Raw genomic sequence first — 23,892 nt, 5'->3', positions numbered from 1 at the left:
GAGGAAGCTGGAGCGGCTGATCAGGCTGGTGAGCGCGGTCGATTCGTAGCCCACGGAGGCTCCCAGCGAAAGCGTGGGGAAGAATGCTGCCCGGGCGATGCCGACGCGGTCATTGGCTTCGGCGACGCGGCGCTCGGCGGCGGCGATGTCGGGGCGGCGCTGGAGCATGCTCGAGGGTGTCCCGGCGGGCAGGGCCGGGGCGTCGAGCGATTGCACCTGCGGCGCAATCGAGAAATCCGACGCGAGTTCGCCGACCAGCGCTGCGATCTCATGCTCGGTCGCCGCGCGTTCGGCGGCGACGGCGGAAATCTGTGCGCGGGCGTTGCCGAGCACCGTTTGGGCGCGGTTGACGTCGATCCCCGACGCGATGCCGCCGTCATGACGGCGGACAGTGAGGTCATAGGCTTTGCCGAAGGCGTCGACCGTCTGGCGCAGCAGGTCCGCCTGCGCATCGAGGCCGCGCAGCCGCGCATAGGCGTCGGCAACCGCGGCTTGCAGGCTGAGGCGCGCCGAGGCGAGATCGGCCTCGCTCGCCTCGGCATCGGCGCGCGCGGAGGCCACGCCGTTGCGAATGCGGCCCCAGAGGTCGATTTCATAGTCCAGCGCGCCGCCGATGCTGAAATCATTATAGGTGCGCGGGTTGCCGTCGCCTCCGAAGCGCCTGCCGGACACACGTTGCCGGCTGGCGTCGCTTCCGGCGGCGACCGTCGGAAACAGGTCGGCGCGCTCGACACGGGCTGCCGCCAGCGCCCGGTCATAACGCGCCAGCGCGGCGGCAAGGGTCGGGCTCGCCTTTTCGGCACGGACCTCGAGGTCGTTCAATATCGGGTCGTTGAAGGCCTCCCACCAGGCCGAGCGCGGCGCGGTGTCGAGCGGCGTTGCCTGGGTCCAGCCCGCGACTTCCTTATAGTCCTGCGGCGCGATGGTTTGCGGGGGGTGATAGGCGGGGGCCATCGAGCAGGCGCCGAGCAGCGCCGGCGCAGCGATCACCGCGAGCCGCATGGCCCTAACCTGCATGCGCGGCGCCTTTACGGCCGCCCGTCGCGGCGGGGGCCTGCACCTTGACCCTGTCGCCCGTCTGGATCGCGTCGGGCGGCGTATCGATCACGCGTTCGTTCTTGCGGACGCCGCCGGAAATGACGACGGTCGCTCCTTCGTCGCGGGCGACCGTCACCGGCCGCACGGTTACGCGATTTTTACTGTCGACCACCGCGACGGTGGGGCCGTCATTGCCGTAAAGAACGGCGCTGCTCGGCAGCGTCAGGCCGTTGCCGCTTCCCTTGCCAACGTCGAAGCGAACCTGCGCGAAAGCGCCGGGCTTGAGCGCGCGGTCGGGATTCTCCGCCTGCAGTTCGACCAGCACGGCCCCCGACTGCGCATCGACCGCGCCCGCGCTGCGGGTCAGCGTCGCGGCGAAGCTGCGGCCCGGATATTCGGGCAGGGTGAGCGACGCTGTCATGCCGGCCTTCACATCGGCCGAATAGGTTTGCGGCACGCGCACATAGATGCGCACGCGATGGACGTCGGACACGGTGAAAAGCGGCTGCGAGGCTGCATTACCCGCGACCACGAGCGCGCCGATCTGTGCCGCGCGACTGGTGACGATGCCATCGAAGGGAGCGGCGAGGCGGGTAAAGCCCTGCAAGGCACGCAGGCGCTTTACATTGGCGAGCGCGGCGTTGGAGAGCGCCGATCGCGCGGCGAGGTCGCCGGCCTTTTCGTCGGCTTCCTGCCGCGAGACGGCATCTTCGGCGAGCAAGGCGTTCCACCGCGTCGCGGTGGTGCCCGCGAGCTTCTGGTTGGCGAGCGCGGTCTGATAGTCGGCCTGCGCCTGCGCGAGCTGCTGGTCGATCTCGGGCGCATCGAGGATCGCAAGCGTCTGGCCCGCGCGGACGCGGTCGCCGATATCCGCCAGCCAGCGACGGACGTAGCCGTTGGTGCGCGCGTAGATGGCCGCGCTGTTATAGGCTTGGACATTGCCGGGGAGGACGAGATCGCCCGCGCCGGCGCCGTCCTGCGGCTGGACCACCGCGACGGTGGGAACGGCGGCATCCGCGGCGATATCGCGCAGGTCGTTCGTTGCGTCGAGACGCGAGGCGGTGCCAGCGGCGACGACCACCAGCGCGACGATCGCGGCGCCGATGCCGACGCGCTTCAGGGTCCGGTTGTCGGGACCGCCGGTTTCAGCGGGAAGGGGCTTTTCAGACATGGCTGGGCTGCATTTCCATCTGGGGCTGAGCCGGCTTGTGGCGGCGGTGGACGAGGGCGAAGACGGTGGGGACAAAGAAGAGGGTGGCGATGGTCGCGCAGAACAACCCGCCGATGACCGCGCGGCCGAGCGGGGCGTTCTGCTCGCCGCCGTCACCGAGGCCGAGGGCCATCGGCGCCATTCCTATCATCATCGCCAGCGCGGTCATCAGGACCGGGCGGAAGCGCACGAGGCCCGCCTCGAGCGCCGCCTGCGTCGCGTCGCCCAGTTCGGCGAGCTTTTCGCGCGCGAAGCTGACGACGAGGATCGAGTTTGCGGTGGCGACCCCCATGCACATGATCGCGCCGGTCAGCGCCGGGACCGACAGCGTCGTGCCGGTAACGAACAGCATCCAGACAATGCCGGCGAGCGCCGCGGGCAGCGCGGTGATGATGACGAAGGGGTCGACCCAGCTCTGGAAATTGACGACGATCAGCAGGTAGATCAGCACGATCGCGGCGGCGAGGCCGAAGCCGAGGCCCGAGAAAGCGGTGTTCATCGTCGCATATTGGCCGCGGATGGTGATCGTCGAACCCTTGGGCTCGTCCTTTTTCATCGTCTTGATGATCTGTTCGATATCCCCGGCGACCGCGCCCAGATCGCGGCCCTGCACCGTTCCATAGATGTCGAGCACCGGCGCGATATTATAATGCGACACGACCGGCAGGGTGTTCGACCGATTGATCGTTGCAAGACCGCCCAGCGTCTGGACCGCGCCATCGCGGCTGCCCGCGGCGGCGACGGGGACGTTCGACAGCGCGCTGATCGATCCGACCAGATATTCGGGCGTCTGCGCGACGACGGGATAGGACACACCGCTCTTGGGGTCGAGGAAGAAGACCGGCGCGGTCTGCGACGTGCCGGCGAGCGAACTGCCGAGGCTGCTCGTGATGTCGCGTTCGGTCAGGCCATATTGGCCGGCGCGCGAGCGATCGACATCGACGTTGAGCTGCGGCGAGCGGCCGGGCTGCTGGATGCGCGCATCGGCGAGGCCCGGGATAGTGCCGATTTTCGCGAGCAGCTTTTGCGCATAGGCGCGGTTGGCGGCCGCATCCTTGCCGGCGATCTGGATATCGATCGGCGCCGGCGCGCCAAAGTTCAGGATCTGGCTGGTGATGTCGGCGGGCAGGAAGGAGAAGGTGGCGCCGGGGAAACGGCGCGGGAGTTCGCGGCGAAGCAGGCCGACGATCTCGTCGGTCGGGCGATGTCCCTCTTTCAGCGTGATCATCATGTCGCCGTCCTGCGGACCGATGGTGCCGCTGTTGTTGTAGACGGTGTTGATCGAGCTGACGGGCAGGCCGATATTGTCGGTTATCGCGCCGAGTTCGCCGGCTGGTACCAGCGTCCGCACGGTCCGGCCGATGCGGTCGAACCGCGCCGCCGTATCCTCGATCCGCGAGCCGACGGGCACGCGGACATGCATCGCGATCTGGCCCGAATCGACCGACGGAAAAAAATTGCTGCCGAGCATCGGCAACAGCCCGAACGACAGGATGACGACCGCGAGGAAGCCCAGCAGAAACGGCTTGCGTGCGCCGAGCGCGCGGCGAAGCAAGCCGACATAGTCGGCGCGTATCTTTTCGAACCGGTGTTCGAAGCCGCGCTGGAACCGGACCAGCGGATTGCGCGAGTCGGGCGTGCCGGCCAGATGTGCATCCTCATCGCCGGGATGATGGGGTTTCAGCAGATACATCGCCATCGTCGGGACCAGCGTGCGCGACAGGACGAACGACGCGATCATCGCGAATACGACCGACAAGGCCATCGGCACGAACAGGAATCCGGCGACGCCCGGCAGGAAGAACATCGGTACGAACACGATGCAGATGCACAGCAGCGCGACAAAGGCGGGGGTGACGATCTGCGCCGCGCCGTCCATGATCGCCTCGATCACGCCCTTGCCCTGTTCCAGATGCCAGTTGATATTCTCGATCGTCACGGTCGCGTCGTCGACCAAGATGCCCACCGCGAGTGCCAGACCGCCCAGCGTCATGACGTTCAGCGTCTGGCCGAATGCCGCGAGCGCCGCGATGGCGGCGAGGATCGCGAGCGGGATCGACAGCGCGATGATCACGGTCGATCGCCATGAACCGAGGAACAGCAGGATCATCAGCGAGGTCAGCGCCGCGGCGATCGCGCCTTCGTGGACGACGCCCTCCACGGCCCCCTTCACGAACAGCGACTGGTCGCCGATCGGCAGGATCTTCAGCGTATCGGGCAGCGTGGCGCTGATCTTCGGCAGCGCATCCTTGACGCCGTCGACGATGGCGAGGGTCGATGTCGCGCCGTTCTTGAGCACCGTCAGCAGCACCGACCGGCTGCCTTCGACGTGGACGACGTTGGTTTGCGGACCGCTGCCGTCGCGAACGAAGGCGATATCGCGCATATAGATGGTCGCGCCGTTCACGACCTTCACCGGCAGGTCGTTCAGCGCCTCGATCGTGCCCGGCGCGTTGTTGAGGCGTACGCTATATTGCGTCGATCCGATCTTGACGAAACCCGCCGGGTTGATCTGGTTCTGGGCCGCGATCGCCGCGCCGACGTCCTGCGCCGTCAGCCCCTTGGATTGCAGCGCCACCGGATTGAGGTCGATCTGGACCTGCCGCTGCCTGCCGCCCGATGGATAGGGCATGGCGAGGCCCGGAATGGTGACCAGCGACGGGCGTATCTGGTTCTGACCGAGGTCGAACAGTTGCTGCTCGGACAATCCCTTGCCCGACAAGGCGAGCTGGAGGATCGGCACGGTCGAGGCGCTGTAGTTCAGGATCAGCGGCGGGGTCACGCCCGGCGGCATCTGGTTCAGCACGGTCTGGGAGACCGAGGTGACCTGCGCCGTGGCCGTGCGGATATCGGCATCGGGCTGGAAATAGATTTTGACGATGCCGATGCCCTGGAGCGACTGGCTTTCGATATGGTCGATATCGTTGACCGTCGTCGTCAACACGCGCTCATAGGGCGTGATGATGCGGTTCGCCATGTCCTCGGCAGGAAGACCCGAATATTTCCATGCGGCCGCGACGACGGGAATGCGGATGTTCGGAAAGATATCGACCGGTGTGCGCAGCGCGGCGAGGGATCCCACGATTGCGATCAGGATCGCCATGACGATGAAGGTCAGCGGCCGATTCAGTGCAACCTTGACGATACCGATCATTCAACGCTCCAGAACACGGCTCCGACCGGAATGTCGGTACCGAAAGATCATGCCGTTCCGGCTCGCTCTCCCAGGACGAATGGGACGGTGAAGCACTTCCCGGGCGCAGCAGGGTCGGGAGGGGGGATTGACCGTGCGCGACGACAGGAAAGCGGGTTCACCGCCCCATTCCTTTGGGCCAATGCGCGTCTGGACGATCCGCGTCTAATATATAATATGGCTTGATCGATACACAGGACGACCTGATCAATGGAATTGCGACATCTGCGGTATTTCCTCTTTGTCGCGGAAGAGCGGCATTTCGGCCGGGCAGCGGTGCGGCTGGGCATCTCCCAGCCACCACTCAGCCAGCAGATCCGTATGCTGGAGCAGGAACTGGGCGCCCGCCTGTTCGACCGCACCAGTCGTCGCGTGCAGCTGACCGAGGCGGGACGGCTGTTCCTTCCCGAGGCACGCGCCACGTTGGAACAGTCCGAACGGGCGGCGGAGATTGCCCGCCGCGCGCATCGGGGCGAGGCTGGCCGGCTGGGGTTGGCTTTCACAGTGTCGGGACCGTTCGTGCCGCAGGTCGCGCGCGCGCTTTACAGCTTTCGCCATTCGCATCCCGATGTCGAACTGGTCCTGCGCGAACTCAGTCGTGACGAGCAGATCGAGGCGGTGCGCACGCAGGAGGTCGATATCGGCATCGTCCGCGATTTCGAGCGGCCGATACTGCCCGAGGGCATGGTCTGCCGCTGCCTGCTGACCGAGGATCTGGTGCTGACCCTGCGGTCGGACCATGCGCTTGCGCGCCGAACCGCCGATCCCGATGTCGCCGACCTCGCGCAGGAACCGCTGGTGCTCTACGGCGCCCCCAACGGCGCGGGTTTCAACGAGCATTTCTTCGCCTTGTGCGCCGAGGCGGGTTTCGTACCGCAGATCGCGCACGAGGCGCAGAGCCTGGCGACCCTGCTCGGCCTCGTTGCCGCCGGGTTCGGCCCGACGATCATCGCGCGGTCGATGGCGCGGTTGCATGTCGACACGCTGGTCAATCGCCCCTTCGCGACGCCCGTAACGAGCAGCCTGTGGTTGATCCACAACCGCGTGCTTTCTGCGGTAGGCGACGCCTTCCGGCAGACGATCCTGGAAGCCGACGCGCCGAATCCCGCGTATCATCTGGCGGCTGACCGAGTTCGATGACGACCTTTCCGATATCTGCGAGCTCGAGCCGACATGAACATCTCGTTTGCGCTGAAAATATCGGTACGGCGAACGGCCACTTCGCAATCCCGTGCGAAAGCCGGCTGACCGCTACCGGCGAGCGGCGGCAGTCGATCGTCAGTTGAACAAGTTGTCGCGGTGCTGCGCACCTGGCACGCAGTCGAGAAAGGCGCTGGGGCAAGCCAGCTTGAAGGCCTGGTCGACGACAGGAGCCGTAACGAAAGGGGCTGGACGCAGCTCTACGTCTCCTCGTCCGCGTAGGGGCTCTTGCCGCCCTCCGCGATGAAGCGATCGACCCGCGCCTCCAGCACCGGCAGCGGCACCGAGCCCAGCTCGAGAACGACATCGTGGAAGGCGCGGATGTCGAACTTGTCGCCGAGCGCCTTGGCCGCCTTGGCTCGCGCCTTCTCGATCGTCATCTGTCCCAGATAAAAGGCGCAGGCCTGCCCGGGATAGGAGATGTAGCGGTCGACTTCGTTGACCAGCTCGCGCTCGCTGAGCGCGGTGTTGTCGCGGAGATATTGCCGCGTCTGCTCGCGGGTCCAGCCCTTGTGGTGGATGCCGGTGTCGACAACCAGTCGCACCGCGCGCCACATCTGGTAGCTCAGCATCCCGAACCGGTCATAGGGTGTCGGATACATCCCCATCTCCAGCCCGAGCTTCTCGGCATAGAGGGCCCAGCCCTCGCCATAGGCCGAGGCATAGACCTCGCGCCGGAAATCCGGCTGGCGCTTGTTCTCGGCGGCCAGCGGCATCTGGAACGCATGTCCCGGCGCCGATTCGTGCAGCGTCAGCGCGCGCAACGAATAGAGCGGACGAGACGGGAGGTCGTAGGTGTTGACGAGATAGGCTCCCGGCCCGCCGCGCCCCGAGGTGTAGAAGGGCGCGATATCGGGCGGCACTTCGATGATCGCGAAGCGCTGGCGCGGAAGGTGGCCGAAATAGCGTGGCACCACAGCGTCGAACTGCTTGGCGATCACCGCCGCCTCGCGCAACAGTTCCTCGGGCGTCTTGGCGTAGAAGCGCGGATCGGTACGCAGAAAGGTCAGGAACGCCGGCAGGTCGCCGTCGAACTTCGTCTCGCGGACGATGTCCATCATCTGGGCACGGATGTCGGCAACCGCCTTGAGTCCGATGGCGTGAATCTCGTCGGCGCTCATCTCCAGCGTTGTGAACTCGCGGATGCGCGACTGGTAATAAGCCTTGCCGTTCGGCATCGACTCCGCCGCAAGCGGTTCGCGCGCCTTTGGCCGATATTCGGCGTGGAAGAAGGTCAGCGTTTCCCGATAGGCGGGGACGATCGCTCCCATGATCGCCGCGCGCGCCTCGGCGCGAAGGGCTTCCTGCGTCGCGGGCGCGATCGTGTCGGGCAGCGCGACGAACGGTTTCCAGAATCCGGTGTCCTCGGCGCGTTTTGCGTTGGCCACGGCAACCAGCGGCGCCTCATGCGCTTCCAGCGTGATCGCTGGCGGGGTGAAGCCGCGCTTCAGGCCGGCGCGCATGTTGGTCACATTCTCCGCAAAGAAGCGCGGAAGGTCGTCCAGCAGCGCGATATAGTCGCGCGCATCCTGCTCGGATGTCAGGTTGCGCCGCCCCATGGTGGACATGTTCCCCCAGAAGGAATTGTCGCCATAGATCGGCTTTTCAAACTCGCGAAAGGTCTGGTTGGCCAGCAGCGTCTCGACCTGCTGCTTGTAGACCGCATAATCCTCGGCGGCGTCGACAGAGAGTGTTGCGGGGTCGATCGCCTTCAGGTCGGCGAGCACCTGCGTCCACATCTTTTCACGCTCGACTTGCGAGGCAAGGTCGGCGCGCGCCAGCCGGATACGCCCGCCGCCAGCGCCCGGCGTTTCGCCGTCGATCGCCTTTCGCCAGTTCCACTCGCGCGTGTAAAGTGCTTTGAACGTCTCGTCGGCAGTCGCCGCGGAGAGCGGCGCCGCGCTCGACAGGAGGCCGATGAACAGCGCGGCACGGAGCGAAACCATCATCGAAAATCCTGTCGCAAGACGTACGATGCCAGAATCGTATACTATCTGGTTGGTGCGAGCAAGCCCCGGGCGAAAGGACATCGAGAGCCATGGAACATATTTGAACCTCCGCCCTCGTTGATGGTCGCCGGGAGCTGCTCGTCTCCAACCGGCCAGGTCCCGCGATAGGCATGGCACTGACGTGATGAGGGAGCGGTGCAGTTCGACGAAAATCCGTCGTCGGCTCTCAAGTAAAGGCCCCCGCTTCGCATGTCCGATCCGGTCGATATCGTCGCCGCGGAGCGGCTGTCTCGGTCGTTCAACGTTACGATTAGCCGATCTTTGATGTGAACCGACTGGAGCGCCGCGTCCAACATGCTAAGGGCATCCTATGCTTCACATGCACGGCCGCGGCGGCACCGTCCAAATCGATGGTGTCAAATATGACTGGGAACTCCTTAGCGAGCCCCAACTGTCCTCTTCCGATGGCTGGAAGGGCATGACGGTCTCCTTGCGCCAGAGAGATATGCCACGCGAAGCCGTGCTGGAATTTCCGACGCCAAAGCGCCTGTTGAAAGGGCTGCCGAAAGGACGTTCGCACATCAACGACGCGATAGCCTCGCGAGGCGTGCGAGCGGCATTGTCGGCAGGATGGGACCCGGCTTCTCGCGGCAAGCCGACGGTCTTCATGGTTGATGCCAACGGCGACTAAGCGCGGCTCACCGGAAGCAAGGGCAGGCGAGGGCCGTTTTTAACCGTCCAACCAATCGCAGATAGTCTCTCCCCGATGCCCCTCCGGCGCCAGCGCGGCGCGCAGGGCTTCCAGCAGGGGCGGCAGCGCCTGCGTGAAGGCGTAGGGCGGGTTGACGATGAAAAGGCCCGCGCCGTTGTAAATGTCGGGCTGGTCGCTGTCGTATAGCCAATGCTCGACAACCAGAAACTTCGGGATGCCAAGTTTCCGCAACTGCTGCTTCCACCGCCAATGCGTCTCACGGTCTTTCAGCGGATACCAGATCACCGTCACGCCATGCGCCCATTTGCGGCGGGCGGCGGCGAGGGTGGCGGTTATACGGGCACGTTCATCGGTCTGCTCGTATGGCGGGTCGACCACGACCACACCGCGCGCGGTGCGGGGCGGCAGCATCGCCAGCCAGAGCTCGTAGGCGTCGCGCTGATGCACGGCGGCGGATGTGCCGCGCATCGCGCCGCGCAGGGCATGGGCGTCTTCGGGATGTTTCTCGTTCAGGATCAGAAAATCCTGCGGACGCAGAAGCTGCGCCAGAAATCGCGGCGATCCGGGGTAGAAGCAAGGCTCGGCCCCGGCATTCACCGCCTGTACGGCCGCGCGGTAGTCGTCCAGCAAGGGGTTCGGGTCGGCAAAGGCCCGCAGCACGCCCTGTGTGGCCTCGCCGGTGCGCCTCGCCTCCTCGCCGCCAAGGTCGTACAGCCCGCAACCGGCATGGGTGTCGATCAGGGTCAGCGCACCCGGTTTTTGCTGCAAGGCCCGCACAAGGGCGATCAGCAGGCTGTGCTTTACGACATCGGCGCTGTTGCCAGCATGGAAGGAATGGCGATAATTCATTGTAATTCAAAATCCCGGCGATCTGCCTTCATGCGAACGGCCGGGCGCGGAAGCCGGGCGCGAGGCGATGGAAGCAACCAATCCGGTGCCCGTATAGAGTCGGGCGGAAACCTTCAAAGCATTCTGCGCAAGGCCTCAAGCCCGCGTTGGCGATCGTCACCAGAGGCGGAGGCACAGGCCTCGGGCCGCACGGGAATGTTCGATCATCCAGGAGCCGGATGCGATTGGCATCGAGGCTCTTTTCATCGCTGCCCCGAAGTAGGGGCGATAACACCGGTGAGATGTCGCGCAAAGCTGGCGCGCTTTAGCGTCTTTCACATGTCTGGAAAGAAATGGCTCCCCGACGACGGTGGTGACGAGTACCTGTGGTCGGAAGACCTTGAAAAATCACAAAAACATAGGCGTAATCCAGCGAAGGTTGCTTTGGAGAGCCCTAAGTACCCGGAACCGCAACCCCGATTATCATTGCGGGAGCGTGCAGTTGAACTGGCCAAACGGAATGGAACCGTCCGGACCAAAGATTTGGAGGCCGTCGGCGTTCCCCGGCAATATCCTCCCATGATGTGCAGGGAACGGCTTCTTATTCGAGTTGGCTATGGTGTTTACAGAGCTGCTGCCGAAGGTAGCAGGGTAGAGGAAACGAGCCTCTCGCCAATGACAGAGAATGACAAACCGTCCGATTTTTACCCCGAATGAGGGCTACCCGTTTTCGAAGACGTCGCTTCCCTACGCCCCTATGCTCTTCATCTCTCTCATTGGTCCCAATCCCTCAGTCAACAATGCCGCCGCGCTTTCTATCCTAATGCCATGGAGCGGAAATTTCAGATCATTGATGGACGTGCTGTGCGGACCGACATCGCCGTGACGGAATATGACCTGCTCGACTATTATAGCACGGCGCGCAGACGGCGGGATGCCAAGGAATGGACCGTTGTTGACGACCTTCCGGACATCATGCCGATCGACGCTCAGCTTCTCGACATTCTCGAAATATGCTTTGTTGACATATTGGACGACCTCTTGGCCGAAGGCGCGAGCCGTGAGCATGGTGACCATGCTCACGGGAAGTAGATGTTATCGGTCAGACCCGGGATCGGACGAGCAGGTGCGGATATCCTGATCCGCCCATTCTTGCAGATCCGGAATGCAATACCCCACGCGGCCTCCAAGCTTTCGATACTGCGGCCCGGTGCCGTAAAGTCGGTGCTTTTCCATCGTTCGCGGCGAGAGGCTAAGGAAACGCGCAGCCTCGGAAGTACGCAAATATCGGAATGGTGGGGTTTTCGAAGTCATCGTAAGCATCCTTCAGACAAGCGCCGGATTGGCGCGCCTGACCCAACTCACGTGCGATCGCGACGTATTCCGATGGCGGTTTTGCGCCCGATATCGGCCGTTTCTGCCTTGACTGGCGTCTGCCTGAAAGCGGTCGTTTGATCGCCACGCTTATCGCCACCACTTCGCGCCTTCTCCCGGTCTGTACGATGCGATTTGCGACACCTGAAAGGTGAAGTCGGAACCGGGCTAGCGCGTGGCTTTAGTGCGGGATCGCTCGCCATGGTTGGCACGCGCCCTCGCCATAACCCGCTGCACTGCATCGGTCAGCGGAAGGCGAGGAAGGCTGCCGCTGGTCCGCGACACCGTGCCCGAGTGAACGATGAACTGGTCGTCGGGCTTTAGATGGTCCGTGGCTTTCCAGAAGCCCGGCCGCGGATCGGCATCGGGGTTCGTCTTGCATTCAATGGCGATGCTCTGTCCGGAACGCGCAAAGGTTAAGAACAGGTCGATTTCGTTGCCATCGTCGGACCTGAAAAACTGCGGGGTGGCGCCAGGACCGGCCGCGCCGATCAACTCCTCGATCGCATATCCCTCCCAGCACTCGCCGATGCTCGAATGCTGGCGAAGCTGCTCCACGGTCTCGATCCCGAGTAAGGCGTGGAGAAGGCCGCTGTCGCGGATATAGATTTTCTGCATTTTGCCGATGCTCGAGCTGCTGCGAGCTGGGAAATTTTCGAGCGTTCGTGTGAGTCCGAGACGGTCGAGGACGTGCAGGACTGAGTTCACTTCCTGGCCCTTCATCCAGCTGATCTTGGTGCGGTTGAACTCACCGCCATTTTGGTTGGCGAGTGTTTGTAGCACGTCCTCGATCCGGGCTCCCGGGGCGATCCCGAACCGGCCATAATCGCGCCGGATCATATCCTCTATGAGTCCGCGGCGCCACGCGAGGCTGGTATGCGGCGGTCCGATATCATGGCTCTCGGGTAGGCCGCCCCTCAGCCAATGCTCGTCGAGATCGATCTGCGAGCGGTTCGTAGGCTCGGGTGCCGCCGCCATGTCGTCAATAGGCCCACTCGGCGCGATTTCCGGCATGCGCTCAGCGATATAATCGGGAAGCGAAACCGGCGGCATGGTGATAGTTGCGACGGCGCCGGTCAATTCCGAGGTTAGCTTGTGCAGCGCGTTCAGGTTCGTTGGCGCGATGACATATCGGGTATCGCACTCGGCGACATCGTCGGCACGATATCTCTCGATAATGTCGGTCGTGCCCGCCTCATCGACATGATCGACGACGATCAGCCCGCCCGTGCCGTCGCGGACATGCGATACGACGACTCCGCCGTTGGTCGTCGCCCAGCGCCGGAGTGCAAGTGTGCGGCCAACGCGCGGCAAACCGGCAAGCGCAACGATTCGCCGCGTCGCTACCGCATCGTCGAGGAGATCGGCTATCCCGGCGCGCGTCATGCCGCCGGGCGCGTCAGGTCGAGAATGACGACATGGGCACGGCCATCGGCGACGGCGCGGCTGGTTTGGCGCAGGGCATCTTCCAGCGCCTCCGGCGTCGTCGGTGCCGGCTCATCGCCGCGTCTCGGAATGGCTTTGCCTGGCACAGGCCCGAACCAAAGTATCAGGTAGATTCCGATCTCGGCGCGGCTGTCGTTGACATAGAGGCGGCCCAGCTGCCTGTCGGCAGCGGTCCAAATCTCGCGGTTCCACTGACCCTTGATTTCGATGGGAACCATCAGCTTGCCGAGCAGGCAGCTGATGTCGCATCTCTTGTCGTCTGCGAGATGTAATTCAGGAAGCGCCTGGATGCCGAAGGGCAGCGGCCGCATCATCTTCAAGAGGCTGTCGCGGCAGTCTTCCTCGCCGCGCGGTAGCCCGTTAGAGTAGAAATCGGCGTACCAGTCGATGTCCGAGCCGCGAAGCTCCTTCTGGACATCTCTCAACTCCTCGAGAAGTACGGCCGCCAGCTGGCTGGCGGAGTGCGGGGCTTCATCCGCGATCGCAGCCGCGACCTCGCCGAGGGCGGGCGGCCGGTAATCCTGTTCGACCTTCTTGCGCCGTTGGTTCCCCGCCACTTCGCGCAGCTTCGCCGTATAGCTGTCCTCCGGGGCGTCGCAAAGGCCGCGCAGGGCATCGATCGCTTCGTCCGACACAGTCTCACCGAGCTGGTTCATCATGCGGACGATGAAGTCGGTTGCGTCCCACTTGTTGCGATTGCCGCTAGACACCCCCGTCCGATGATAGGCAAGCGGCCACACGCCGCGGAACGTAGATATGACCCAAAGCAGCTGGGCGACCGTGAGCGAGCGTCGCTTGTCCTCGCGTCCGCCGAGCCGGTCGCGGATGTCCCAAAGGATCTCCGGGTCCGTTGCTGCGAGGGCTGACAGCCGTTCCCTGTCATTGTCGAAATCGGTGAGGAAGGCGACGGCGTTCCACCGCCGCGTGCGGGCTTCCCCGATCTGCCCGAGCCCGAGAACGGCAAGGGCCGCTGGCGCCAGCTCACCGCGCTCGCGCGGCGCGAGAATCTGACCATCCGCCAGCTCTTCCTGCGCTTCAACGCGGTTCGCGGTCACCGCGTCGTGCTCGGCACGCCGACTGACATCGCCGATCAGATTCAGGACTGGTTCGAGCGCGATGCCGCAGATGGGTTCAACCTGATCCCGCCGCTACTCCCGAGCTCGCTCGAGGATTTCGTCGATCTCGTGGTGCCCGAGCTCCAGCGCCGCGGCCTGTTCCGGACCGAATATGAAGGGGCGACGCTGCGCGAACATCTGAACCTGCCGCGCCCTGAAAACCCAAATGCCCGCGCGACAAGCGAGGTCGCGCCCGCCCTCGAACCCGCCAACTAAGGAGATATTCCATGAGCCAGAAACTCGACACGCTCTGGTATACGCGCTGCCCGGTCCCGACCGGGCTCGGCATCGCACTGCAGCAAGGATGGCTAGAGCAGGCTTTCACCGAGCAGGGGACGAGCCTCTCGTCGCTGCTCGAATCGAATGATTTTGCGAAGCGGGAATCGCATTTCTCGCACACGGTACAGAATTCGGTTCGCCATGGCGGCAATATTCCCGCGATCAGCGCAAAGGCGCGCGGCCGTGACACGCGTGTCATCGGCTTGTCCTGGGCCGATGAAACCCAGCTGATCCTCGCGAGCCCCGAATCGGGCATCGCCTCGGTTCGCGATCTGAAGGGCCGGCGCTTCGGTCTGCCCAACTGGAAAAATGTCGAGATCGACTTCACGCGTGCTCAGGCCCTTCGCGGTCTCGAAAACGCGCTGCGGCTCGAGGGGCTCGAAGTGTCCGATGTCGAGATCGTCGACCAGGATATCGACACGCATTACAGCGACGGGCAGGCGGAGAATGTCGGCGGCACGCTCGCCTGGAACGGCCGCAGCACGACACGGGCGCGCGCCAATAATCTTGAACTCATCGCGTTGCTGCGCGGCGAGGTCGATGCGATCTTCCTCAAAGGCGCGTCGGGTGCACAGATCGCGCACCAGTTCGGGCTGACGACAGTTATCGACACCGGCATCCATCCCGACCCGCTCGTGCGGGCGAACAACGGTACCCCGCGGACGCTCGCGGTCGACGGGCATCTTATCGACAATCATTTCGACGCCGCGGTTACGGTCGTCGAGCAGGTGCTTCGCGCCGAAGCCTGGGCGCAGGCGCATCCTTCGGAGGTTCGCCGTTATCTCGCGCGCGAGACCAACAGCAGCGAATATTGGGTCAGCATCGCCTACGGTGAAGACGCACAGAAGCGGCTGAAGACCGACCTTTCCGAACAGTCGATCGCCGGCATCCAGCATTTTACCGACTTCCTGCATCGCTGGAACTTCATTCCCGAAAGCTTCGACGTGCGTCAGTGGATCGACGTGCGGCCGCTCGATGCGGCGCGCGCCTTGCCCATCGCCGTCTGAGCGGACCGGCGCGCGCTTGCATGGCAGCGGGGGCCAAGCCTGCAAGCGCGTTCCTTCGGCGCAGCCCGTTGCTGCGCTGCCTCGCTATCTATGGCGAGATCCCCGGACGCTTTGCCTTGACCGCCGTCCTGCTGGCTGCGGTCAATATCGCGCTCGTCGCGCAGCAGGTGCTGCTTGGGCATGCGATACAGGAAGCGCAGCACGGGACGCTGGTCGCTGTTGGTCCCGGCGGGGCACTCGACTATGACCGCGCCTGGTTCTGGGGGGCGCTGCTCATCGGCCTCGCGCTCGCGCGAAGCGGCGTGCAATATGGCGCGGGACTGCTCTCGCTCGCGATCGGGCAGGAACTGCTCACCACCTTGTCGGCGCGCACGATGTCCTGCAATCGCTTGCCCATGGCTATGCGACGCAGGTCGGGCCGCTCGGCCGCCAGCTCAGCCAGGGGCAGCGCCAGCTCGTCTGTCTGGTCCGTGCCTATCTTGCGGACCCTTCGGTGCTGGTACTCGACGAGGCGACGTCGGCGATCGACGTGAGTACCGAGCGTCGCATACAGCAGGCATTTCGGGTGCTGAGCGAAGGGCGCACGACGCTCGTCATTGCGCACCGGCTGGAGACGATCCGTTCGGCGCACCGGATCGCGCACGCCGGTCGTCGAAAAGCTGTCGAAGCGCGAGGCGAGCCAGAGCGGACGGTAAGCGGCAAAGGCATCGATGCGCTTGGATGGTGTCGCCTCGAGCCGAATACCGGTGGCGACGAGATTGGCGCGGCCGACGGCGTTGTAGAGGCCGGCAGGCGCGAGGTCCGCTCGTCTCATCCCGAACAGCGTATCGAAACGGCCGAACTTTCCGCCGCGACCGTCGCCGCTTGCATAGTCCAGCTCGATCGCGATGCGAGGCGACCAGGGATGCCGGAGGGTGTAGCCTGTCTCGAGATGGGTAAACCAAGCGGAGACGTCGATCCTCGCCGCCGTTGGCGATAGCGAGGCACTGACCGATCCCGACTGGTAGATCGTTTCGCTCTCGAAGTCGGTTCGGCCAGCGGCAGGATCACGATAAACGCGCAGGCCGACCGTATTCAGCGAGCGGTCCCGCGTCGCAAGTCTTGGCGCATCGCGTTCGCCGAGATGATAGTAGGACAGTTCGATGGCGTCGCGCTTGCTCGCGAGTTTCTTGCTGAGGAGGCCGCCCCACAGAACAAGGTCGAAACTCTCACGGTCGAATTTGACTCGATTATCTACGATCTCGGGTCGCTTGTCGGGAAGCCGGACCTGCGGCGACGCGTAGATCAGTGTCGCGGTCAGATCGTCCGGCAGGCCGAGATCGGCGCGCAGGCCCGTATAGCCGTTGGTCGTGTTGCGATAATCGTCGGCGGCGACGAGGCGGCGCGATCCGAGATTGAGGGTGAAGCGGCCGGCCTGCAGGCCGAGCTTCGTACCCGGTCCGAAGGCGTTCGGCACGTCGTAGCCGACATAGGCCTGCACCAGTTCTAGCGTGTTGACCTCTCCGGTCGTGATCGGCGTCCCCGCGTCGCCTCCATAGACGCGGCTGTCGTAGAGCTCGGCGCCGAATCTCAGCCGTCCGGTGCGAAATTCGCCGGTGACGATCGTGCGCATATTGAAGAGATCGTCTGACTCGTTGAAGCCGGTGCGGGGCTGGTCTTCGATCGTCTCGTACCGCAGGCGTGTGTTTGCGCTCAGCGTCAGACCGTCTTCGGCATAGGCAGGGGTGGAGACGAGCAGCAGGACCGGGAAATAAAAGCGCTTCAAACAAACCTCCTCATCCCCGCGCGGGCGGGGATCAAAAGGCAACGCTTGAGCGCACGCCGCGCTTGTCCGGGAGGTTGCTTCGCCCCGGTGATCATTCGATATTCTCCGGAGATCATCTTGGCAAGCTCTGCGCGCAGGACGACGGCTTGCCGGGCGTCAACCGCCGATACAGCCAAGAAGCAAGAGGAGGGCAAGGACGCCCCAAGGTGCCAGCCCGGAGGAGGTCGCAGCGATCGCTTCGCGAATTCGATTTCGCGCCGGCAATGTGGAAAATTCCGCCACCTCAGCCCGCTGTGACATGCGGGGTCTCGCGGATCAGCCCGATTGCAGCGTCGACCTCTTTCGGCGTTCCGACGGTGATGCGCACCCAGTCGCCCAGTGGCGCGAAAGCGCGTCCGATGCGGATATCGCGCTTGGCAGCCTCAGCGCGGAGCGCGTCGGCCGCCGGGGTGCGGAAATAGACGAAGTTGGCGCGGCTATCGGTGCGTTCGAAGCCGAGGGCGTCGATGGCTTGTTCGAGCCGCCGACGACCTGCATGCGTCCAGTCGCGTACGCGCGCAATATAAGCCTGGTCGGTCAGCGCCGCGGATGCGGCCCCGAGATTGATGCGGCTGAGGCTATGCGGTGCGCCGATGCCGGCGTCTCGCAGGCCTTTTGCGAGCTCGGCCGGAGCCACAGCATAGCCGATCGACAGTCCGGCTAGGCCATAGGCTTTGGCGAGGGTACGGAACACCAGCACATTGGCGCCGGCCCTCAGCTGGCGGATCGCGCTGCGGGCGGCGAGATCGTCATATTCGAGATATGCCTCGTCGACGACGACGAGGGTTCGCTTCGCCGATTCGACGAGAAATCGATCGAAGCTTACCGCATCATTGACCGTTCCGGACGGGTTGTGCGGGTTGACCAGATTGACGGCAAGCGTGCGTTCGTCGATCGCGGCGAGCAGGGCAGGGAGGTCGTTCTCGAGCCGTGCATTGAGCGGCACCGGCTTTCCGACGCCGCCGAGCGGCGCCGCCGCATCGACGAGCGCAGTGTAGCCGGGCGCCGAATAGACGACATTGCCGCCGCCGGGGCGTTGGCGCGCGAGATAGAGGCCGAGCGGTTCGAGGACTTCGCCGATCACCACCTGTTCGGGTGCGACACCCTCGATCCGGGCGATTTGCCCGGCGAGCGCATCAACTTCGGTCTGATCGACGTAGCGCGCGATATTGCCGAGCGTGGCCTCGATCGCCTTCGCGACCTTTGGTGAGGGTCCGAAGGCGCTTTCGTTGAGATTGAGCCGGATGGGTGCTGCCGCCGTAGCCTTGGCGCTGCAGGTCCCTGGCACGGCCACGGCCGCCGCGACCATGCCGGATGCCGCCAGCCAGTCGCGGCGCGTGAAGCCGCCTTGTCCTTCGCCGATCATCGCTCCCACCATCAGAAATTGAACCCAAGGCGGGCATAATAGAAGGCGCCGCTGAAGCCGAAAGGCGAGAATTCGCTGTAGGGGAAGACTCCGAACGTATCGGCGCCGGTCAGCGCAGGGGTCGAGGCGATGTTCTTCGTCGGATAGATGTTGAAGATATTGTTCGCGCCGAAGGTTGCGGTGACGTTTGGCGTCACCTCGCCGGTGAAGCTGAAATCGGTGATCCATTTGGGCTTGAGCTGCTGAATGACATCGACATTGCCGGCGGCGCCGGACGCGGTCGGGATCGTGCGGTAGGGCGTCGACTGCGCTGCGATCAGCGCGATATTTGCCGGCGTCTGATTGGTGAGCGCGACCTGCTCGACGCGGCCGTAGCGCGTGCCGCGCACATCGAAGGTGATCGGCCCGATCTTCCAGTTCGCTCCGATCGCCACCTTGTCGCGCGGCTGGCCATGTTCGAGCCGGGTCTGTTCGTTGATGTCGAAGATCGGCGTCGTGATGCCGAGCGCAGTGATCTGGCCCGGTGTCGCCGAGAGGCGCCGGATCTTCACATCGTTATAGTTGTAGGCTGCGGTCAACTTCAGTTCGCCCGCGTTGCCGAGATCGACGGCATAGGCTGCGGTGACGTCGACGCCCTGCGTGCGCGTATCGACGGCGTTGGTGAAATAACGCACCGAGGTCACGCCCGGGATACCGAGCGCGGCGAGATAATCGCGCAGCGTCCGGCGGCCCGCAGCATCGACGAAGTTCGACGACAAGACGATCTGGTCGTCGATGTCGATATGATAGTAGTCGATCGACGCTGAGAGCTTGCCGCTCGCGAAGGTCAGGCCGCCGCCATAGGATACGGCCTTCTCAGGCTTGAGATCCTGCGCCCCCAGTGCCTGCGCCAGCGACGATCCGACGGGCGCGGTGCGCACGAGCACGAATTCCGGAAAACCGGTGTTATTGTTGACGATGGTCCGTGAACTCGTCGAGCTGAAATATTGCTGCGCCAGCGACGGGGCGTGGAAGCCGGTGCTCACCGAACCGCGCAGTGCAAAACCCGCGGGGAGGGCAATGCGAGTCGACGCCTGGCCGTTCCATGTGTCGCCGAAATCGCTGTAATCCTCATAGCGCCCCGCGAGGTTGATGTTCCAACCATCGATCGGCTCGGCGTCGAGTTCGGCGAAAGCGCCGATCGTGTCGCGGTTCGTGTCGATCGCGTCGGCGGGCTGGATGCCCGCGAAGCCTTGCGAACCGATCGTCGGCACGCCGCCCGCGCTCGGGCCGTCGAGGATACGCGCCGGGCCGAAAGCGTAGCTGTCGGGCTCGCCTGGGGTGATCTTGTAATAGTCCTTGCGATACTCGGTGCCGATCGCAAAGCCGATCGGATTGGCAAGGCCGACCTCGAAGTCATGCGACAAGGTCAGGTTGGTTGTCCACTGGGCGTTTGCAAACTTGCCGGCGTAGAAACTCGTCGGTGAACTCGCGCCGAGCGTCGCATTGAGCGTGTTGTTCGGACGGTAGGCGATGCTGTTCCCGCCATAGACGCTCGACAGGTCCCAGGCCCAGCTGCCGAGATCGCCGCGCAAGCCCAGCGCGCCCGAATAATCGATACTCTTGGTGTCGATGAAGGGGAGGAAACCGTCGGGATAAATGGCGCGGACATTTTCGTCCTGTCCGGCGCGGCGGAACGAGGCATTGGAATGCGCCTTGCTGACCCGGTAGCCGCCGAAACCATAAAGCTCGATGCTGTCGCCCAGCGGCTTCTCGAGATTGACGATGACACTGGCATCCTTGAGGTCGCCCTGGTCGGCGAAACGCCAGACGTTGCGATCGACGGTCGCTTCGCGCGGATCGAGCCGCGTGCCGGCCACGCCGCCGGGCGGATTCAGGCCAAGGCCGGCGCCATATCTCGCCGACAGCGGTTGCAGCGTGCCGGTCGGCGAGATGCCGAAATAGAATTGACGCGTGTCGGGAAGCGCGCGGTTCGCAGCCTTGTGGTCACGGTAATAGCCGGTCGCGTTGATGAAGCCGTCGTCGCCCAGCTTGATCCCGCCGCCTAGCGAAACCTCGTATGTGTCGCCGCCGCCGTCATACGTCGTGCCAGCGCTCGCCGATCCGTGAAACGCCGTGTCCTGGCGAAGCAGGATGTTGATCACGCCCGCGATCGCATCCGAGCCATATTGTGCCGAGGCACCATCGCGGAGGATTTCGACACGGCCGATCGCGGCGGCGGGAATCTGGTTGAGGTCGGTCGGGGTCGAGCCCTTGCCGATCGTGCCGCCGGTATTGACCCAGGCGGCAGTATGCAGGCGCCGGCCGTTGACGAGGACGAGTGTCGCATCGGGCGAGAGACCGCGCAGCGTCGCATTGTGAATATGCGTGTTGCCGTCGGGGGTCGTCGGTGTCGCGAAGGCGAAGCTCGGCGCGAGCTGGCGGAGGATCTCGGTGGTTTCCTGATAGCCCGAGGCGCGAATTTCGTCGCCCCTGAGCACGTCGATCGGCACCGGCGAGGTGGTCGCGGTACGCTCCGATACGCGCGTGCCCGTCACTACAATATCCGAAGCGTCGCTATTTGCATCGGCCGTTTGGGCGTGCGCCGGAAAGGGAAGGAGCGCGATCGAGAGCAGAAGTGCTGTTTTGGGGGAGAGCTGGAAGGTCATGGCGGTTTCTCCTGTTGCCTGACGCCCACGTTACTCAACCAAATTAATAGACAAACATAGTTTTTCTATGGGCAGGGATAATGGCGGAGGCGAACGTTGCGTCGCCAGCGCGCCTTCTGGGGCAGCTTAACGCTTTGAAGGGTCGTGAAAGACCACCTCGATATTGCGGCCGTCAGGATCGCGCACGAACGCAGCGAAATAGCCGGGATGATAATGCGGCCTGTAGCCCGGTGCGCCATTGTCGGAGCCGCCGGCAGCCAGCGCGTCGGCATGGAATTTGTCGACAGCCTCGCTGGCCCCTTCCAGCGCAACGTGCAGTTTGCCGTGCGTTGGATCATGTTCGGCAATCCAGAAGCGCGGCCGCGCATTGCCATAGCCCGCCACTCTGACCGAGCCGTCGCTGTCGTCGCACTGATAGCCGAATAATTTCGACAATTAGGTTCGACAAAATCGATAATATTCGGACTCATACTGCGCAGGATTGCTCCGCCATTCCATTAGATAGCTTGCCCGGGATCGGTCGATTGACGTGATCGCGGAAAGGCGATCGCCGATGTCCGCTTCTCGATTTTCGGCCCCAAAAGCCGCCCGTCCGCTAGCGGCCAATCGCGAAACTGTGGGCGGTGAGCGATACCGCCTACAGCTTCGCAAAGGCTCATTCAGCAATCGGTATCACGCGCGTCCAGAAATCGTCGAACGCATGTGCGTCGAAGAAAGCGTGGGCCCGCACGATCCGCCCGTCCTTCAGCGTCAGGATCCATGCATAGCTGTTGACATAGGGCTTGCCGTCGCGCGCCGTGCCCTTGGCGTCGAAATGCGCGATCACCGTGTCGCCGTCGGCATAGATCTTGTGCACGCTGGGGATCAGCCGTGCGCTCATCCGTGCATTGAACGGACGGATGACCTCGCTCATGAATGCTTCCTTTGAGGGATAGGTCCTGCTCGCGAGCGAGTTGCCCGAGATCGTCCATACCGCATCGTCGGCGAGCAGATCGTAAGGCCCGCCGGTCCCGGCCGCCCAGGCATCCATCGCCTTGGCGATCGTAGCGCGGTTGGTTTCGGCTTCGTTCGCCGAAGCCTTGGTCGTCAGGGCCAGTGCGGCAATCGCGAAGCCGATGGTCTTGATCAAGTGTTTCATCGTCTCTCTCCTCAGTTCAAAGCCGCGACAGCGGCGCTGGCCACTTCAAAATCCTGGTCGACCATGCCGCCCGACACACCGACCGCGCCGATCAGCCGGCCTTCCGCGTCCTTCACCGGCACGCCGCAAGCGATTGCAGCGAGCGGGATGACATGGACCTTCATGCGGCACGCCCTGTACCAGGAACTGCTGCTCTATTCGTTGCCCCAAGGAATTGCCTCCGGGCAGTTGGCTACGGCGACCGAGGACAAGGGTCGACATTCCGTATCGCGGGACGACTGCGCCCGTGCAGACGCCGCAGTGCTCGCATCGAGCGACCGAACCAATCGAATTTATGAAGTGACCGGTCCGGCCGCTGTGCCGACGTCCGAGGTTTTGGCCCTGGTCGCGGAGATTACGGGAAAGCAGATCGACCATATCTCCATCAGCAAGGATGATCTCAAATCGGCGCTGACGGCCACAGGTTTGCCGCCTTCGCTAGCCGCTATGATGGCACGGTTCGATGAAGCGACGGCTCTTGGTTTCCATGGCACTGTCACCGATGTTGTGCGCGAACTTACCGGTCGGGAACCGCGGTCAGTGCGGGAGTTTCTCCGGGAAAGCCGGGCGGCGCTTCTGGGCTGACGACGAATACCGAATCGGTGGTCCGCTTTCCCCGATTTGGGCCTGAAAGCGGACTGGCTTCAAACGGCGAGCAAAGTGATTTACCGCCTTGCTGTCCAATACTCTCCCGGGCGTTCCGGCTCCGGAACGGCGGACGCTAAAATTCTATGGAACAGCTTGGACAATGTTTGCCCCTCAGGATCGGCGCTCGTCAAAAACCTTCGGATTTGCCAGCCAGTGGTTTCGACCCGCAAGTCGAAGCTGGTGCCGTCGACGCTGATTCCTCGCCCGCGCGCAGTGTCTTGCCCGGAAAGCACATCTGCCGTTGGGGCAAGAACGGGAGCGATTTGAGTCGCGACAGCTTCATATTCATCCGCGCGGATCGGTATCTCCCACCGTGCCTCGACGAGATACAAATTGCAGTCGCTGCGGCGAAGCAAACGGACGACGGTTAATGTCGCCGGCTGCGCGTGGCGATCCTGGTACAGCCGGATCACCCATGCTCGGCCTGGATATTCGAGCGACGGTGTCGCGCCGAAGGTTACGACGTTGTCGAAGCCTTTGCTGGGCGCCAAGCCGGCAGCCTCAATCGCTGGTCCCAAGGGCTGTGGTTCACAATTGTCCGCAGCGGCTTGCGATGGAATAGCTATTGCAACCGAAAGCCATAGAGCAATGAAAACGGGCCGCATACTACACCTATCTCATTGAACACCCTGTATTCACAAGCATAAATCGGTATTGGCTGCTGCGCCGACGTGGCTATCGATTGCACGTCCGCTTTGGCAAATCCTTCGCTAAAAGCCGACCGTCTCCAAGCGGCCACGAGCGACGCAGAGGTTACTCGTAAGGTTCATTGCGACGATAACTCGATACGCTCATGATTTGCCGATGAGGTGAACAGCAGCCGCTCGCCCGAGTGTGCGAAGCCTCCCGGGCGGGCTTCCCCTGATCGTTTGCGACCCGGTCGCAACGGGCATCCTCG

General features: G+C 63.7%; 20 protein-coding genes and 2 pseudogenes. 7 read left to right on the top strand and 15 right to left on the bottom strand.

Features of this window, described 5'->3' with window-relative positions; translation table 11 throughout:
* From VN047_RS09300 to VN047_RS09290, 3 genes are all read right to left on the bottom strand, one after another.
* Positions 1–1,017 (bottom strand): efflux transporter outer membrane subunit (locus tag VN047_RS09300; RefSeq protein WP_325541993.1); only part of this gene is annotated, 1,017 nt, incomplete at its 3' end.
* Positions 1,007–2,209, bottom strand: a complete 1,203-nt coding sequence (locus tag VN047_RS09295) for an efflux RND transporter periplasmic adaptor subunit (protein WP_325541991.1) — start codon at positions 2,207–2,209, stop codon at positions 1,007–1,009. The genes VN047_RS09295 and VN047_RS09300, both read right to left, overlap by 11 nt.
* Positions 2,202–5,402, bottom strand: coding sequence for an efflux RND transporter permease subunit (locus VN047_RS09290; RefSeq protein ID WP_325541989.1), 3,201 nt, complete (start codon positions 5,400–5,402; stop codon positions 2,202–2,204). Before VN047_RS09290 ends, VN047_RS09295 begins: the two co-directional genes overlap by 8 nt.
* A 249-nt stretch (positions 5,403–5,651) precedes the next feature.
* Between VN047_RS09290 and VN047_RS09285 the strand changes: the two genes are divergently transcribed.
* Entirely contained in the window at positions 5,652–6,581 is a 930-nt protein-coding gene (locus VN047_RS09285; protein ID WP_325541987.1) for a LysR substrate-binding domain-containing protein, read from the top strand.
* Between the two features lie 260 nt (positions 6,582–6,841).
* Here the strand turns inward: VN047_RS09285 and VN047_RS09280 are convergent, their stop codons facing one another.
* Entirely contained in the window at positions 6,842–8,590 is a 1,749-nt protein-coding gene (locus VN047_RS09280) for a DUF885 domain-containing protein (protein ID WP_325541986.1), read from the bottom strand.
* Between the two features lie 370 nt (positions 8,591–8,960).
* On the opposite strand from VN047_RS09280, the gene VN047_RS09275 reads away from it, so the two are divergent.
* On the top strand, positions 8,961–9,281 hold the full coding sequence (locus VN047_RS09275) for a hypothetical protein (protein ID WP_325541984.1): 321 nt from the start codon (positions 8,961–8,963) through the stop codon (positions 9,279–9,281).
* A 39-nt stretch (positions 9,282–9,320) separates the two neighbouring features.
* Here the strand turns inward: VN047_RS09275 and VN047_RS09270 are convergent, their stop codons facing one another.
* On the bottom strand, positions 9,321–10,151 hold the full coding sequence (locus tag VN047_RS09270) for a 23S rRNA (adenine(2030)-N(6))-methyltransferase RlmJ (protein WP_325541982.1): 831 nt from the start codon (positions 10,149–10,151) through the stop codon (positions 9,321–9,323).
* 843 nt (positions 10,152–10,994) lie between these two features.
* Here VN047_RS09270 and VN047_RS09265 point away from each other — a divergent pair.
* A complete protein-coding gene (locus VN047_RS09265) occupies positions 10,995–11,222 on the top strand; it encodes a hypothetical protein (RefSeq protein ID WP_325541980.1) in 228 nt (75 codons plus the stop codon).
* A gap of 3 nt (positions 11,223–11,225) precedes the next feature.
* Here VN047_RS09265 and VN047_RS09260 read toward each other — a convergent pair whose 3' ends face one another.
* The 3 genes from VN047_RS09260 to VN047_RS09250 all read right to left on the bottom strand — a co-directional run bounded on the left by VN047_RS09260 (position 11,226) and on the right by VN047_RS09250 (position 14,005).
* Entirely contained in the window at positions 11,226–11,444 is a 219-nt protein-coding gene (locus VN047_RS09260) for a helix-turn-helix transcriptional regulator (RefSeq protein ID WP_414712689.1), read from the bottom strand.
* Between the two features lie 228 nt (positions 11,445–11,672).
* The gene (locus VN047_RS09255; protein ID WP_325541976.1) at positions 11,673–12,890 is read right to left on the bottom strand and encodes a DUF4143 domain-containing protein; all 1,218 of its coding nucleotides are present in this window, start codon (positions 12,888–12,890) and stop codon (positions 11,673–11,675) included.
* A complete protein-coding gene (locus tag VN047_RS09250) occupies positions 12,887–14,005 on the bottom strand; it encodes a hypothetical protein (RefSeq protein ID WP_325541975.1) in 1,119 nt (372 codons plus the stop codon). Before VN047_RS09250 ends, VN047_RS09255 begins: the two co-directional genes overlap by 4 nt.
* A 6-nt stretch (positions 14,006–14,011) precedes the next feature.
* Here VN047_RS09250 and VN047_RS09245 point away from each other — a divergent pair, with 6 nt between their 5' ends.
* The 3 genes and pseudogenes from VN047_RS09245 to VN047_RS09235 form a co-directional block, all read left to right on the top strand.
* Positions 14,012–14,281, top strand: a complete 270-nt coding sequence (locus VN047_RS09245; RefSeq protein WP_325541974.1) for a hypothetical protein — start codon at positions 14,012–14,014, stop codon at positions 14,279–14,281.
* An 11-nt stretch (positions 14,282–14,292) separates the two neighbouring features.
* On the top strand, positions 14,293–15,351 hold the full coding sequence (locus tag VN047_RS09240; RefSeq protein WP_325541972.1) for an ABC transporter substrate-binding protein: 1,059 nt from the start codon (positions 14,293–14,295) through the stop codon (positions 15,349–15,351).
* Between the two features lie 253 nt (positions 15,352–15,604).
* Positions 15,605–15,811, top strand: a pseudogene (locus VN047_RS09235) (hypothetical protein); the annotation flags it as partial.
* 243 nt (positions 15,812–16,054) lie between these two features.
* Here VN047_RS09235 and VN047_RS09230 read toward each other — a convergent pair.
* From VN047_RS09230 to VN047_RS09205, 6 genes and pseudogenes are all read right to left on the bottom strand, one after another.
* Positions 16,055–17,116: pseudogene (locus VN047_RS09230) on the bottom strand (alginate export family protein); the annotation flags it as partial.
* Between the two features lie 283 nt (positions 17,117–17,399).
* Positions 17,400–18,521 (bottom strand): histidinol-phosphate transaminase, encoded by a 1,122-nt coding sequence (locus VN047_RS09225; protein WP_325541970.1) that lies wholly within the window; start codon positions 18,519–18,521, stop codon positions 17,400–17,402.
* A gap of 11 nt (positions 18,522–18,532) precedes the next feature.
* Positions 18,533–21,169, bottom strand: a complete 2,637-nt coding sequence (locus VN047_RS09220; RefSeq protein ID WP_325541968.1) for a TonB-dependent receptor plug domain-containing protein — start codon at positions 21,167–21,169, stop codon at positions 18,533–18,535.
* 126 nt (positions 21,170–21,295) lie between these two features.
* Positions 21,296–21,604, bottom strand: a complete 309-nt coding sequence (locus VN047_RS09215) for a VOC family protein (RefSeq protein WP_325541966.1) — start codon at positions 21,602–21,604, stop codon at positions 21,296–21,298.
* 220 nt (positions 21,605–21,824) lie between these two features.
* Positions 21,825–22,307: a nuclear transport factor 2 family protein gene (locus VN047_RS09210; RefSeq protein ID WP_325541964.1), complete on the bottom strand. Its 483-nt coding sequence runs from the start codon at positions 22,305–22,307 to the stop codon at positions 21,825–21,827.
* 11 nt (positions 22,308–22,318) lie between these two features.
* Positions 22,319–22,471 (bottom strand): heme-binding protein, encoded by a 153-nt coding sequence (locus VN047_RS09205; protein ID WP_325541962.1) that lies wholly within the window; start codon positions 22,469–22,471, stop codon positions 22,319–22,321.
* On the opposite strand from VN047_RS09205, the gene VN047_RS09200 reads away from it, so the two are divergent.
* A complete protein-coding gene (locus tag VN047_RS09200) occupies positions 22,470–22,931 on the top strand; it encodes a hypothetical protein (RefSeq protein WP_325541960.1) in 462 nt (153 codons plus the stop codon). The genes VN047_RS09205 and VN047_RS09200 overlap by 2 nt on opposite strands.
* A gap of 80 nt (positions 22,932–23,011) precedes the next feature.
* Here VN047_RS09200 and VN047_RS09195 read toward each other — a convergent pair whose 3' ends face one another.
* Complete coding sequence (locus VN047_RS09195) at positions 23,012–23,485, bottom strand: hypothetical protein (RefSeq protein WP_325541958.1); 474 nt, start codon at positions 23,483–23,485, stop codon at positions 23,012–23,014.
* Between the last annotated feature and the right edge of the window lie 407 nt (positions 23,486–23,892).

The organism is Sphingopyxis sp., assembly GCF_035565275.1.
Classification (GTDB): Bacteria; Pseudomonadota; Alphaproteobacteria; order Sphingomonadales; family Sphingomonadaceae; genus Sphingopyxis.
Note: the sequence above shows the minus strand (reverse complement) of the source record. Positions and strands in the feature narration are given on the sequence as shown.

Bases quoted from the DNA above. Each gene is read 5' to 3' on its own strand.
- VN047_RS09295 (WP_325541991.1), bottom strand. From the start codon at position 2,209: ATGTCTGAAAAGCCCCTTCCCGCTGAAACCGGCGGTCCCGACAACCGG.
- VN047_RS09290 (WP_325541989.1), bottom strand. From the start codon at position 5,402: ATGATCGGTATCGTCAAGGTTGCACTGAATCGGCCGCTGACCTTCATC.
- VN047_RS09285 (WP_325541987.1), top strand. From the start codon at position 5,652: ATGGAATTGCGACATCTGCGGTATTTCCTCTTTGTCGCGGAAGAGCGG.
- VN047_RS09280 (WP_325541986.1), bottom strand. From the start codon at position 8,590: ATGATGGTTTCGCTCCGTGCCGCGCTGTTCATCGGCCTCCTGTCGAGC.
- VN047_RS09275 (WP_325541984.1), top strand. From the start codon at position 8,961: ATGCTTCACATGCACGGCCGCGGCGGCACCGTCCAAATCGATGGTGTC.
- VN047_RS09270 (WP_325541982.1), bottom strand. From the start codon at position 10,151: ATGAATTATCGCCATTCCTTCCATGCTGGCAACAGCGCCGATGTCGTA.
- VN047_RS09260 (WP_414712689.1), bottom strand. From the start codon at position 11,444: ATGACTTCGAAAACCCCACCATTCCGATATTTGCGTACTTCCGAGGCT.
- VN047_RS09255 (WP_325541976.1), bottom strand. From the start codon at position 12,890: ATGACGCGCGCCGGGATAGCCGATCTCCTCGACGATGCGGTAGCGACG.
- VN047_RS09240 (WP_325541972.1), top strand. From the start codon at position 14,293: ATGAGCCAGAAACTCGACACGCTCTGGTATACGCGCTGCCCGGTCCCG.
- VN047_RS09225 (WP_325541970.1), bottom strand. From the start codon at position 18,521: ATGATCGGCGAAGGACAAGGCGGCTTCACGCGCCGCGACTGGCTGGCG.
- VN047_RS09220 (WP_325541968.1), bottom strand. From the start codon at position 21,169: ATGACCTTCCAGCTCTCCCCCAAAACAGCACTTCTGCTCTCGATCGCG.
- VN047_RS09210 (WP_325541964.1), bottom strand. From the start codon at position 22,307: ATGAAACACTTGATCAAGACCATCGGCTTCGCGATTGCCGCACTGGCC.
- VN047_RS09200 (WP_325541960.1), top strand. From the start codon at position 22,470: ATGCGGCACGCCCTGTACCAGGAACTGCTGCTCTATTCGTTGCCCCAA.
- VN047_RS09205 (WP_325541962.1), bottom strand. From the start codon at position 22,471: ATGAAGGTCCATGTCATCCCGCTCGCTGCAATCGCTTGCGGCGTGCCG.